Origin of the sequence: Solibacillus sp., from assembly GCF_040273735.1 — a bacterium.
In the GTDB taxonomy this organism is placed as follows: Bacteria; Bacillota; Bacilli; order Bacillales_A; family Planococcaceae; genus Solibacillus.
The window spans coordinates 306,481-319,030 of record NZ_JBELZM010000002.1; the positions used below are offsets into that span (position 1 = coordinate 306,481).

Genomic DNA, 12,550 nt, shown 5'->3' on the forward strand with positions numbered 1-12,550 from the left:
CACCTCATTGTATTTTATATGTAGGTTGTTGTTCCTGCTGTCTTTGGATTATGTAATAAATCATAATAAGTACCGCAAAATACAGTAAAATTCCAAATACGGCCAAATAATTGTGATCAGTCATCATTCCGATAACGAGCAAAAAGAAAGTCACACTGAATAGTCCTAAATAAATTCTTTTCGTAATCGTAAATTGTAATCTGCTGGCGATGATAAACAGAATACTATGTAACACAAAAAGGTATAACCATTCCAATTGTATAAAAAATTCTATATGTATCAGCAGGTTCATTATACAAAAACCGATCGCGGCCAGTATGGCATCTTTAGACTTTTTAAAGTTAAAACCAAGAAATACAAGGACTCCGATTGTAAAGCCGATTGTATAAAAATCAGGAAGAGCAAAATAGAAGATCGAATTAATATCGATCAAAGCAAAGATAGTTGCCAGTGTAATGACTATTGGTCTTAAGCTAAGCTTGAAAACCAGGACAATAAATAAAATTAATATAGCAAATGTGACGAGCGCTAAAGGCAGCTCCAGATGCTCTATGTGTTGAGAAGCGACATAGACTAAATTGGTGATAAAAGCGAATAGTAAAAAGAGTAGGATGCTTTTCGAATCATTGTTTTTCATAAATTTTCCCCAGTTCCGGAAAGAGCGTGAAGAAGGCATAAAAACAAAAACTATGCAAATCGCTGAGGAATTTGCATAGTTTTTATATAAAAAAGTTGAATTAGTAAAACTAGACATGCCTCTATCTACATCTTACTAAAATTTGAAATATAAGTCTATTTAAAATTTTCCAGCCATGTGATAATGAAGTTGCGCAAAAAAGTCATAACGTTATGGTGAAATGAGGATAAAATGAAGCAAAATATTTATGATAATGCCTTATTTTTCAAAGGATATGAAGAAATCCGTAATCGGAAATACAATTATAACAATTTACTGGAGCGGCCCAATTTTTTAGTATTAATGCCGGATGTAAAAGGGAAAGTATTATTGGATTTAGGCTGTGGAAAAGGGGAGTTTGCAAATGATTGTGTTTTAAATGGGGCACAGCATGTCGATGCAATCGATATTTCAGGTTATATGATTACCGCAGCCAAAGAGCTTTATAAAAGTGAACGTCTCCAATTCCAACAAATTTCAATTGAAGACATTCAATTAGAGGAATCATATTATCATCTCATAACGAGCGCATTGGCACTACATTATGTAGCGGATTTTGAAGGGATAATTGAAAAAATAAGTCATGCACTCCGTCCAGGAGGGGTATTCCTATTTTCTGTTGAGCATCCAATTTCGACCGCAAATAAAGGTGTGGAGCAATGGATATTGGACAAGACGGGCACGATCTCTCATTTTGCGGTTGACCGTTACCGGGAGGAAGGGAAACGAACACAGAATTGGCTCGTGGATAATGTCGTGATGTATCATCGCACCATTGAAACGATCATAAATACATTAATCATTAAAGGGCTGCAAATTGAGAAAATAGTGGAGCCTATGCCGACAGATGAAGCAATCGAATTACTCCCAAGCATACAAAAAGAGCAGCATCGCCCTTCCTTTTTAATCGTGAAGGCGAGAAAGACAGCATAAAAAATAAAGCGCAGAAATTAATCTGCGCTCCTTTTAGTTATTGTATATATAGTCATTTCAATTAGTTATCAAAACGGTCATTGTCTAAATCTTCTTCGTACTTAATAATGTCTCCTGTTATTGCATCGATTTCAAAGTCGTATTCCATTTTACCGTTACGTATTTCAATCTCATAGATCAGACGGTTATCATCTTCATCCAATTCCACTTCTGTTATTGTACCTTCTGCTTTTGCTTGAGCAATTTCAATGGCCTGCTTTTCGGTAATGACAGAAGAATTCTTCGCTGAATCCGTTCCTGTATCATCGGTTTTTACGTTATTTTCCGCTTTGATTGTACTAATATTCTCACGTTCCGTTACAGCCGCTTTCCCAGTGCCTGCATTCACTTCAACTTCGATTTTTTCATTGTCTTTCACGATGTCAATTTCATAATGTGGTGTGCGGTCATCTCCATCATATTCAAAACCAACAATTTCACCCTCATATTGTTTTAACGCGATTTTTTTTGCTTCACCAGCAGAAATGCTTGGGTTGTTTTCGGCTTTAACAAATAAATCGGACTGTGCGAATGCAGCACCTCCACCAATTGCTACTAGTAATGCAGGGATTGCTAAAAACTTTTTATTCATATTAACTCGCTCCTTTTCTTGTTTGTAATGTTAGTATAACGAGCGAATATGAAAACGGTCTGAGAGAATTATTAGAAATTGATGAGAAAACTAATCATCGTATTTAATTACGATAATTTCGCCGGTAATGGCATGTATTTGTACGGTAACATCATCTTCCTGTTCAATCTCCACAAAATAGATGCCACCACCTGCATTTTTTACAAACTCAACCGAATCGACTTCTCCAGGCACTTCCTTTAGCGCAATGTCTACCGCTTGCTCTTTTGAAAGTAACGGCTTTGTAGCATTTTCAGCTGGCGTATTTGCTGAGGTTTGATCTTCTTTTGATATTTCCGGATCATTTTGCTCCTCTGATTGTTTATTTATATTTTTATGAATAAGCTTCAAATCGGAAAATTGACCTGTTACGGCATTTACATTCACTTCAAAAATCGAACCATCTTTATTGAAGGAAGCGACGAAATGATCTTTTTCTTTGACCAACGTTTGGACTTCCGCATTATAAATATCTTTAATTTTCAATTCCAGTTCATTCGTGTTCAGTTCATTCGGTGTTGATAACTGCTTGACTGTCAGTGTAATGAAAAATCCGATTAGGATGACGGCGATGCATAGTATAATCCATTTAGCTTTCATGCTGTGCACCTCCTGAAAGTGGAACAATGAGTAAAATCGTTGTTCCTTTTCCTAGTTCGCTGTCGATGGAAACTTCGGCATTCAATCGATCGGCAAGTTCCTTTGCAATTGATAGGCCAATACCGGTGCCACCAGTTTTGCGGTTTCGGTCTTTATCAACCCGATAAAAACGGTGGAACAAATTCGGAAGATCTTCTTTAGGTATACCAACACCAAAATCCTGAATGGAGATATGCAGATCATTTTTCACAGTTGCGTGGATTTTAATGACATCGTCACTGTATTTTCGTGCATTATCAATAAATATAAAAAGCAGCTGTTTTAATTTTGCTTCATCCGTTGTAATTTCAACTTCAGGAATGTTAACGAAAATCTCACGATGATAAGCGGTTTTTATACTTTGCACAATCTGATCGATAAAAGGCTGTAATGCAAATGTCGTTATATTGATTTTCGTCATTTCATTCGTTTTTGCCAGTGCGAGCATTTGTTCAATCATTGCTTTCATGTTGGTTGTTTCTTTTAAAATTGCATCCAATGCTTCTTCCGTAATTTCTTCGTCTTGTGTACCACGGCGTTTCAACAGATTCGTATAGCTTTCGATGACCGTTAGTGGTGTTTTCAGTTCATGTGAGGCATTGCCGACAAATTGCTGTTGTTTGTCATGCGCATCTTCCAACTGTGCCATTAAATGATTATAAGTCGTTGCCATTTGCGCAATTTCATCGTTCGATTGTTTGCGAACCGGAATTTGCTCATAGCTTGACTGTTGAATATTCTTTTCCATAGTCGTTGTCAGATGCTGAACGGGTTTTACGATCAGTCGAACAAATAGCTGGCTTGCCAAATAAATCGGAATGAGTGCAACAAGTGTCATCAGCATTAAAATAATCAGCAGCCGGTTCATATTTTCGGTAATCGTCGGCAATGGCTGGATCAGCTTTGCCACGGCAATTTCATCGTTCGGCAAAATAATTGGAGTAGCAAGCGCAATGTGAGGGATATCACGCATTGTTTTTTCCGTGTAATGCTGTGACGGATCAAGATCATAATCAATTTGCTCGGATGTCTTTTGAAGCCTTTTTACTTGGTTACCTGCGCTGTCATGTACGATGATTGCTCCATCAGTCGGGAGATATGCTCCGAAAATTGAGTCGATTCCATCTGTTGTATCCAGTGCACTAATGGCAGTCGTTAATTCATTTGCCCGAGCCTGTAATTGTTCCGCCTCTGTTGAAAAGGCAAACTCTTTATATAAATAATAAATACCTGTAAAACTGCCGATTAATATGACAGAAGTCAATAACATGGAAAACAGATTTACTTTCGTATTAAGTTTCATTTGTCGCTTCCTTTAATACATAGCCGACACCGCGAACTGTATGTAGTAGTGACGGTAAATTCAAGTTTACCTCTAGTTTTTGACGCAAATAACGTACATATACATCAACTACATTCGTATCCCCGTAATAGTCAAATCCCCAAACAGCATTCAGCAGCTGCTCACGAGACTGTACAAGTTTAGCGTGCTTCATGAAATGCAGCAGCAAGTCAAACTCACGTGGAGTCAAATCGATTTGCTGTTCTTGTCTTGTGACTTCACGGGTTTGCTCATTTAATGATAAATCCTGAAATGTATGGACAGTCGATGGTGTTGGTACGGGAGCAGAATTGTGTGAAAATCGCAGTGCCACACGAATTCGTGCAAGCAGCTCATCGAATTCAAACGGTTTTGTTATATAGTCATTTGCCCCGTAATCAAGCCCTGTCACTTTATCTTCTATATTACTTTTAGCAGTCAATAAAAGGACCGGTACGGTTTGGTTATGTTTGCGAATTCGTTTCAGAACTTCCAAACCGTTCAGCTCCGGAAGCATCACATCAAGCAACACTAAATCATATTCTTCTTCATGAAATTTCAGCAAACCGTCCGTGCCGGTATGGGCGATAGCTGTTTCATAGCCTTCAAATCCCAGCTCCAGCTGTAATACACGCGCAATCTGCTGTTCATCTTCCACAATTAATATTTTAGACATGTAAAACACCTACTTCTATCTGTTTTGTATCCATCGTATTGTAAGAGAGGCGGTATTGGCAATGGAGAACTGTTATTCGTTGAAAAATGATCGGAAAGGGGTAGAGATGCTTGGGATAAAACCTCCATTTCATGTTACTCTATTTAAAGGGGGTGTAAAATAATGGATTATATTGATTTGAAGAATTTCAAGCTGCGCTATTTTATACTGTTTGCGATTGGTATATTCATAGCTAGTTTTATCTTGTTGTTTATAACCGATATCCCGGCCGGTGAAGAGTGGATTACATTTTTTGTTTCAGTCAGCTGTTTAATGTACTTGGTGCACCAAACTAAAAAATGGAATTTCACATATAATGAACAGCCCGTTCGTACTACAATGTCAAAAGGGCGCTGGGCAAAATATTTATCGATTACAGCATGCTTCCAACTGGTTACCGTTGTGTTTACAACAATTTTGTTAACGATCATATATCTTGTTTTCGAAGAGCATATACGGGAACTGTTTTCATTCTTTACGATGCTTGATTTGGAAGAAGTGGGGCCATCACCACTCGTTTACGTCCTGTTTTTTATTAATATTTGCATCCTTGCGCCGATTTATGAGGAAATGTTATTCAGAGGGATCTTGCTTCGTCGTTTCACATTAAGATGGAGTCCGCAAAAGAGTATTATAATTTCTTCTATTATATTTGGCATTATCCACCTTAACCCGATCAATGTCGTATTTGCTTTTGCATTAGGCTGTGTCCTTGGCTATGCCTACCTTAAAACTAAAAATATCATGATACCAATGCTATTACATAGTTTTAATAATTTCCTGGCATATATCCAATTTGTTTATACAAATCAAACGGCAGAAATTGATTTACCAACAACAGAAGCAGCCCAGCAAGAGTTGTTGATAAATGTTGCGTTCTTTTTTATTTTGACGGCTGTTATTATCTTTTTGCTCGTCAAATACTATAAAAATTTCCGTCAGTTAAAAAATCCTGCTCCGAAGTTGGAGGAGCAAACGGATATCGAAACGATTTAGCTATTTATGTACAAAATAGAATCGCCCATTTTGCTGGATATGGCAAAATGGGCGATTTTTTATTTTCTCATTATATTTACTATTAAACGTTAAGCATTTGTCCGAAAACGCCTTGGTTTTCAATTAGTTCTTGGCGTTTTCCTTGTTCGATGATTTTCCCTTGATTTAGGACGATGACATAGTCGACTTTGCGAATTGTGTTCAGGCGGTGGGCGATGATAAAGCTCGTACGGTCCTCCATCAGATTCTCGAGTGCTTCCTGAATATGCAGCTCTGTCACAGTGTCGATACTGCTTGTCGCTTCATCCAATAATAAAATTTTCGGATCTGCCACAAAGGCACGGGCGATCGATAACAGCTGTTTTTGTCCTTGAGAAATCTGGCTGCCATCCGCACTTAAAATTGTATCGTATTTTTCTGGCAGCTTATCAATAAATGTATGGGCATTCGCTTTTTTTGCAGCCTCATAAATTTCTTCATCTGTTGCATCGAGTTTTCCGTAGCGGATATTCTCTTTAATCGACATTTCAAATAGGAAAGGATCCTGCAGGACGAATGCCATTTGACTGCGCAAGCTCGCCTTCGAAATCTCTTCAATTTCCATGTCGTCAAATATAATTTTTCCGTCAGTTTTTTCATAAAGTCCTGTCAACAGCTGCATGATCGTGGTTTTCCCCGCACCGGTTTGACCGATCAGTGCAACCGACTGCCCGGATTTCACCTCAAAGGACACATTAGAAAGGGTAGGGGAGGAAGCTTGTGCATCATACTGGAACGAAACATTTTGGAAACGAACATTCCCAAGCAGTTCCACATTTTCCCCGTCAATTTCATCTTCTTTTTCATCCATAATCAAGAAAACACGTTCCGCTCCGGCCAAAGCTGAAAGGACGGTGTTGAACTGGTGGGCCAGATCATTTAACGGACGGGTAAACTGTCGAGCATACTCCGTGAAAATAATAATAGTCCCGATTGAAATATGACCGTAATAGGCAAATAAACCACCGGCCAATGCAACAATCGCAAAGCTTAAACTGTTCAATGTGTTCATCACTTTCGGAATGAACCCGGAATATGTCAATGCCCAAAAACCAACTGTGCGAATGCGTGAATTTTTCTCGTCAAATTGACGCAACATCTCAGTTTCCTGTGAAAAGGCTTTAACGACATGCTGTCCGGTAATGGATTCTTCGATTAATCCGTTCATTTCCCCGATCGCTGCTTGTTGCTGTTTAAATAGCAGGCTTGTGCGTTTTGTAATCCAGCGCATCCCGTAGAACATAAGCGGTACAATGAGCATTGTAATAAGCGTCAATAATGGACTGAGCCAAAGCATAACGGCAACCGTACCTGTTAATGTCAACATACTTGATATAACTTGGATAAAGGCACTGTTTAAAGTCGAACTGATAGTTTCAATATCATTCGTCGCACGGCTCATTAATTCCCCGTGTTTTCGTTTATCGAAAAAGCGCAGCGGGAGCTTGAAAAAGTGGCCATATAGCTGGGTACGAATTCGATATACGGTTTGCTGGGCGATGCCGACCATCCAATAGTTTTGGAAATAGTTCGCCAAACTGTAAAGTAAATATACGACCGCAAGACCGTATAGCCAATATGAAAGCTGGCCAAGTGAACTCCCATCAATAAACTGGTCGATCAGCCGTCCGATGATGAATGGTCCGATTAACGCGAACGCTGAGCTTAACACGACAAGCAGCAGAACTATAAACAGGAGCATTTTCTGTTCGGCTACAAAATCGAGAATACGTTTCAATGTATACGTCCAGTTTTGGGCACGTTCACCTTTTTTCTTCTTGCCGCTTGTGTTTTTGATTTGATCTTTTGTTATGATCGGTTCATAGTTGAAAATCTTCATTCGGCAAGCACCTCCTGCTGTGAAGCAACAATTTTCGCATACAGATCGTTCGTTGCCATTAATTGTTCATGTGTGCCAAACCCATGCAGCCGGCCTTCATCAATAAGCAGTATACGGTCGGCAGTTTGTGCTGTCTGGATTTTTTGGGTTACAACGAGCATTGTGATAGCCTCCTGATCGAGTGCCTCCCATAATTTCTGTTCTGTCGCGACATCGAGCGCTGAAGTACTGTCATCTAAAATCAGTAATGATGCCGGTTTTAACAGGGCACGGGCAATCGCCAGACGCTGTTTTTGACCACCCGATAAGTTAATACCGCGCTGACCAATCATCGTCTCATACTGTTCATCAAAGCTTACGATTGAGTGATGAATTTGCGCTTTTTTCGTTGCGTCAATAATTTGCTCAATTGTTGCATCATTTTGCCCCCATCGTAAATTGTCCGCAATCGTACCTGAAAACAGGAGGGATTGCTGCGGAACATAAGATATCGAGCGGCGTAACTGCTGCAAGGGGATATCCTTTATGTTTTGACCATTAATAAAAATATCCCCACTGTTCGGTTCGTAAAAATGCTCAACCAATTGTAAAATAGTCGACTTTCCTGAACCGGTTGCCCCCATAATGGCTATTTTTTCGCCTATTTCAATTGAAAATGACAAGTTTTGAAGCGTATACGGTTCCGTTGTTGGATAATGGAATGAGACATTGTCAAAACGAATCGAGAAGTTTTCAAGGACAGGAGCTTCATTTTTCTGTACTTCCTCTATGCCTTCCTCGACATTTAAAATCTCTTCGATACGCTCAGCAGACGCTTTGGCGCGGGCATAAGCAATAATGATAAATGAAAAAATTGAAAATGATGCCGTCATACGGAATGCATAGTTAATAATAGCGGCCAAGTCACCGGCAAGAATATCATTGTCACGGATTGCATCTGCACCAACCCAAATGACGATCAGTAAACTAATATTCATAACAAACTGAAGAACTGGCAATGCAATTTCCATGACACGTGTCGCTTTAATCGTATCGAATTTCAGGTTCTCTGCAACGGATAAAAAGCGGCTTTCTTCATACTGACCACGCATATATGCTTTAATCAATCGGACAGCCTGCAGCCCTTCCTGAAGCTGGCGGTTTACAAAATCAAGTCGCTGCTGTACTTGTGCGAACAGTTTGATTCCTACTGATACCATCCATACGAGGAAGATAAGCAGAAACGGAAAGCTGACACATAAAATGAGCGCAAGTTTCGCATTGATGACAAAAGCCATAACAAGCGAACCAACCGTCATTAACGGCGCTTTCATCGCAATCCGCAGCATCATAAAGACAATGTTCATCGTTTGCGTAACATCGCTTGTCAGACGAGTAATAAGCCCGGAAGTAGGAAATGTCAGGTAGGTCGCCATCGTCAGTGATTGTATTTTACTGTACAATGCTTTGCGTAGATCAAAACCGAAACTATGGGCGACATGCGCAGAGAAGAAGGAGTTGAGCACTCCGCTTATGAAAGAGAATAGGGCTAAAGCAAATAAACAGCCACCCCAAAACGCGACATTATGTAAATTTTTTTCAAGCAGACCTTCATTAATCATCCTCGCCATGAACAGCGGCTGGATTAAATCGCTCGCCAGTTCCAACAGCATTAGGAAAAAGGCGATTGCTGCAGGCCATTTATAGCGCCACATAAATTGAAAAATCGTTTTCATTTGTTAACTCCTTATAATGAATTCACTGAATTTTAACTCTATTATGCCATTTCATCTACCGGAACTCAACGAAAATATTTCGAGACTCTAAATAATTTCAGGCATCAAAAAGGGGAGCTATCGTAAAAGTAAATTCCCTTTTACATAACTCCCCAAATCTTCAATTAATCATGTACTAATGTTTGGGCAACAGCCGGATTTTTCTCGACTTCATGCAGCTTGTTGAAAGATGCGATTGCTACTTCCACCATTTCGTCTTTCGGCTCTTTTGTTGTTAATAGTTGCAGCCATAATCCAGGATAGCCAAGGTAACGTAAAACCGGAATTTCACGTACGGCATTTGTCGCCTGTAATACTTCAAAAGAAATACCGATGACAACCGGAATTAATAGTATACGGCTTACAAGACGAACCCAAAGCGGATCAACAGGTACGAAGAAATATGTAAACATACCTACAATTACAGTAAATAAAATAAAGCTTGAACCGCAACGATAATGAAGTCGTGATTGTTTTTGAACATTTTCTACCGTTAAGTCAAGACCTGCTTCATAGCAGTTAATTACTTTATGTTCGGCACCATGGTACTGGAATACACGTTTAATTAACGGCGTCATCGAAATAATTTGCAAATAGGCAAGAAGCAAAATTAATTTAAAGCCCGTTTCGATAAAAATCTGAACGGTTTTACCCGGGAACCAAGGTTTTAAGAATTCTGCCAAAAACATCGGCACTAATGTGAAGACAAACTTACCGAATAAAAATGAGAGCACACCGATTACAGCTACTCCTAAAATCATCATTAACTTCGATGGCTCTTCACCACTGCTATCCTCTTCTTCGCCTGGTGTAACATCATAGCGGTCAGAAGCAAATTGCAAATGGCGCGACCCAAAGCCTGCCGATTCGATTAAGGCAACAACCCCGCGTACGAACGGAATTTTTTTCAGCTTTTGAAAAACAGGCTTTTTCTCTTTTTTTACATGGAAATAATCGATGGAATCGTCATTTCGACGGATTGCCGTTACCATATGATCTTGACCAGTGAACATAACACCTTCTAAAAGCGCTTGCCCACCATATACTGGCGCATTATTACTCACTTGCTCGACACCACTCTCTTATAAAATTTCAATCTATTTTTAGGCGGGAGAATGGAATCTATCCATCTCTTTTCATCATTATACCCTCATATTGTACTAAATTATGGAGAAAAGCACTATCCATTCGAATAGTTTTTTTACAAAAGGTCATACTGAGTCAAAAAAAGGAGTTTTTATCATGCATTTGTTTGTCACGGCATTATTTACATCATTTATTGTGACTTTAAGCTTAAAAGGTTTGCACTTATTTGATTTTATTAAATGGCATCCGGTTTCATTTCTGAAAAAAATGGAATGGTTCGAATGGACGGCTTTCGAGCGATGGGTCATTTTATTTTTGATTATAGCTGTTGTTGCTTTTATATTGTTGGTTGTAACACAGCTGCTCGTTATGGTACCGCCGTTTTTACTTTCGCTTATTTTAGGAATTGTCATTGCATCAATACTGGAGTGGCAAATTTTAAATCTACCTATTGAATGGTCATCATTCAAAAAATTCTCCATCCCATTTTTCATTGTAGTTGTGACTTCGATGCGCTTAATCGTCGAAACGGCCAGATACCGTACAATCACATTATTTCGTTAGTCGAAAGTGTTGATGTCTGAAAAGTCTGTGATAAAATAGGGACAGTATAAAAAGAAGCGTTCACATTGAAGCTGCTTGTATTCAAGGTCCCTTTTAACACATTGGAAAATGTATTATCTGCGGCTTAAAGACATAGGAGTATTGCAACGGGTGACGCCAAAGTTTCTGTGAATTAATGCAGGACAAATTTGCAGATCCGGCAATTAATGGCCATCTGCAAGTTTTTACTACAAACAAAAGGGGAATGAAAACAGATGAAACTTACTAAACTACGTCAAGCACTAAACGAGCACAATGCCGAAGCAATACTCATCACGAATGAATACAACCGCCGTTATATGACAGGCTTCACTGGTACGTCTGGTGTTGCAGTTGTTTCCCAGCAGGATGCAGTATTTATCACGGATTTCCGCTATACAGAACAAGCAACAGAGCAAGTAAAGGAATTCCGTGTCGTTCAGCATAGCGGTCCGATCCATGAAGAAGTGGCAAAACAAGTGGCGGCAATGGGTGTAAAATCATTGGCATTCGAAAAAGATGCCATGCAATATGGTACATATGAAGTATACAATTCGGCAGTGAATGTTGATTTCGTGCCAGTTTCAGGTTTAATTGAAAAAATTCGCTTGATTAAGACTGAAGAAGAGATTAATATTATTAAGGTTGCATGTGAAATTGCAGACAATGCATTTACACATATTTTAAATTTCATCAAGCCTGGCATTTCGGAGCTTGACGTATCGAATGAATTAGAATTTTTCATGCGTAAACAAGGTGCTACAAGTTCTTCGTTTGATATTATTGTTGCGAGCGGATTACGTTCTGCATTGCCGCACGGTGTTGCGACAAACAAAATTATTGAAACGGGCGACTTTGTAACACTTGATTTTGGTGCTTACTATAATGGTTACATTTCGGACATTACACGTACAATCGCTGTAGGCCAACCATCAGAGAAGTTGGTAGAAATGTACAATGCTGTGCTCGAGTCTCAGCTTCTTGCGCTTGAAAAAGTTGGTCCGGGTATGACAGGGATCGAAGCGGACGCTGTAGCACGAGATTATTTGAAATCAAAAGGCTTAGGTGAAGCGTTCGGTCACTCGACTGGTCACGGTATCGGCCTTGAAGTGCATGAAGGACCTGGGTTATCATTCCGTTCCAATACGGTGCTGGAGCCTAATATGGTTGTAACAATTGAACCGGGAGTATACATTCCTGGAATTGGTGGCGTTCGAATTGAGGACGATATTTTAATCACAAATACGGGTAATGAAGTACTAACACATTCGACTAAAGAATTAATCATTTTATAATTTG

At 39.3% G+C, this 12,550-nt stretch carries 12 protein-coding genes; 4 read left to right on the top strand and 8 right to left on the bottom strand.

Annotated features, from left to right (window positions below; genetic code table 11):
* Window positions 1–4: 4 nt before the first annotated feature.
* Window positions 5–637, bottom strand: a complete 633-nt coding sequence (locus tag ABS917_RS03675; RefSeq protein ID WP_350477723.1) for a heat-shock protein — start codon at window positions 635–637, stop codon at window positions 5–7.
* A gap of 231 nt (window positions 638–868) precedes the next feature.
* On the opposite strand from ABS917_RS03675, the gene ABS917_RS03680 reads away from it, so the two are divergent.
* Window positions 869–1,609, top strand: a complete 741-nt coding sequence (locus ABS917_RS03680) for a class I SAM-dependent methyltransferase (protein ID WP_350477724.1) — start codon at window positions 869–871, stop codon at window positions 1,607–1,609.
* 61 nt (window positions 1,610–1,670) lie between these two features.
* On the opposite strand, the gene ABS917_RS03685 is transcribed toward ABS917_RS03680, so the two are convergent.
* The 4 genes from ABS917_RS03685 to ABS917_RS03700 form a co-directional block, all read right to left on the bottom strand.
* Window positions 1,671–2,240, bottom strand: coding sequence for a PepSY domain-containing protein (locus ABS917_RS03685; RefSeq protein ID WP_350477725.1), 570 nt, complete (start codon window positions 2,238–2,240; stop codon window positions 1,671–1,673).
* Between the two features lie 90 nt (window positions 2,241–2,330).
* The gene (locus ABS917_RS03690; RefSeq protein ID WP_350477726.1) at window positions 2,331–2,879 is read right to left on the bottom strand and encodes a PepSY domain-containing protein; all 549 of its coding nucleotides are present in this window, start codon (window positions 2,877–2,879) and stop codon (window positions 2,331–2,333) included.
* Window positions 2,869–4,221, bottom strand: coding sequence for a sensor histidine kinase (locus tag ABS917_RS03695; protein WP_350477727.1), 1,353 nt, complete (start codon window positions 4,219–4,221; stop codon window positions 2,869–2,871). Before ABS917_RS03695 ends, ABS917_RS03690 begins: the two co-directional genes overlap by 11 nt.
* Window positions 4,211–4,915 (bottom strand): response regulator transcription factor, encoded by a 705-nt coding sequence (locus ABS917_RS03700; protein WP_350477728.1) that lies wholly within the window; start codon window positions 4,913–4,915, stop codon window positions 4,211–4,213. Before ABS917_RS03700 ends, ABS917_RS03695 begins: the two co-directional genes overlap by 11 nt.
* A gap of 162 nt (window positions 4,916–5,077) precedes the next feature.
* On the opposite strand from ABS917_RS03700, the gene ABS917_RS03705 reads away from it, so the two are divergent.
* The gene (locus ABS917_RS03705; protein WP_350477729.1) at window positions 5,078–5,950 is read left to right on the top strand and encodes a CPBP family intramembrane glutamic endopeptidase; all 873 of its coding nucleotides are present in this window, start codon (window positions 5,078–5,080) and stop codon (window positions 5,948–5,950) included.
* A gap of 82 nt (window positions 5,951–6,032) precedes the next feature.
* Here ABS917_RS03705 and ABS917_RS03710 read toward each other — a convergent pair whose 3' ends face one another.
* The 3 genes from ABS917_RS03710 to ABS917_RS03720 all read right to left on the bottom strand — a co-directional run bounded on the left by ABS917_RS03710 (window position 6,033) and on the right by ABS917_RS03720 (window position 10,596).
* Window positions 6,033–7,829, bottom strand: coding sequence for an ABC transporter ATP-binding protein (locus tag ABS917_RS03710; protein WP_350477730.1), 1,797 nt, complete (start codon window positions 7,827–7,829; stop codon window positions 6,033–6,035).
* Entirely contained in the window at window positions 7,826–9,544 is a 1,719-nt protein-coding gene (locus ABS917_RS03715; protein ID WP_350477731.1) for an ABC transporter ATP-binding protein, read from the bottom strand. The genes ABS917_RS03710 and ABS917_RS03715 overlap by 4 nt, the downstream gene beginning before the upstream one ends.
* Window positions 9,545–9,708: 164 nt before the next feature.
* A complete protein-coding gene (locus tag ABS917_RS03720; protein WP_350477834.1) occupies window positions 9,709–10,596 on the bottom strand; it encodes a DUF1385 domain-containing protein in 888 nt (295 codons plus the stop codon).
* Between the two features lie 229 nt (window positions 10,597–10,825).
* On the opposite strand from ABS917_RS03720, the gene ABS917_RS03725 reads away from it, so the two are divergent.
* The gene (locus tag ABS917_RS03725; protein ID WP_350477732.1) at window positions 10,826–11,233 is read left to right on the top strand and encodes a DNA helicase; all 408 of its coding nucleotides are present in this window, start codon (window positions 10,826–10,828) and stop codon (window positions 11,231–11,233) included.
* Between the two features lie 254 nt (window positions 11,234–11,487).
* Window positions 11,488–12,546, top strand: coding sequence for a M24 family metallopeptidase (locus tag ABS917_RS03730; RefSeq protein WP_350477733.1), 1,059 nt, complete (start codon window positions 11,488–11,490; stop codon window positions 12,544–12,546).
* Window positions 12,547–12,550 lie beyond the last annotated feature (4 nt).

Coding starts and splice junctions, on each gene's coding strand:
- ABS917_RS03675 (WP_350477723.1), bottom strand. CDS start 637: ATGAAAAACAATGATTCGAAAAGCATCCTACTCTTTTTACTATTCGCT.
- ABS917_RS03680 (WP_350477724.1), top strand. CDS start 869: ATGAAGCAAAATATTTATGATAATGCCTTATTTTTCAAAGGATATGAA.
- ABS917_RS03685 (WP_350477725.1), bottom strand. CDS start 2,240: ATGAATAAAAAGTTTTTAGCAATCCCTGCATTACTAGTAGCAATTGGT.
- ABS917_RS03690 (WP_350477726.1), bottom strand. CDS start 2,879: ATGAAAGCTAAATGGATTATACTATGCATCGCCGTCATCCTAATCGGA.
- ABS917_RS03695 (WP_350477727.1), bottom strand. CDS start 4,221: ATGAAACTTAATACGAAAGTAAATCTGTTTTCCATGTTATTGACTTCT.
- ABS917_RS03700 (WP_350477728.1), bottom strand. CDS start 4,915: ATGTCTAAAATATTAATTGTGGAAGATGAACAGCAGATTGCGCGTGTA.
- ABS917_RS03705 (WP_350477729.1), top strand. CDS start 5,078: ATGGATTATATTGATTTGAAGAATTTCAAGCTGCGCTATTTTATACTG.
- ABS917_RS03710 (WP_350477730.1), bottom strand. CDS start 7,829: ATGAAGATTTTCAACTATGAACCGATCATAACAAAAGATCAAATCAAA.
- ABS917_RS03715 (WP_350477731.1), bottom strand. CDS start 9,544: ATGAAAACGATTTTTCAATTTATGTGGCGCTATAAATGGCCTGCAGCA.
- ABS917_RS03720 (WP_350477834.1), bottom strand. CDS start 10,596: ATGTTCACTGGTCAAGATCATATGGTAACGGCAATCCGTCGAAATGAC.
- ABS917_RS03725 (WP_350477732.1), top strand. CDS start 10,826: ATGCATTTGTTTGTCACGGCATTATTTACATCATTTATTGTGACTTTA.
- ABS917_RS03730 (WP_350477733.1), top strand. CDS start 11,488: ATGAAACTTACTAAACTACGTCAAGCACTAAACGAGCACAATGCCGAA.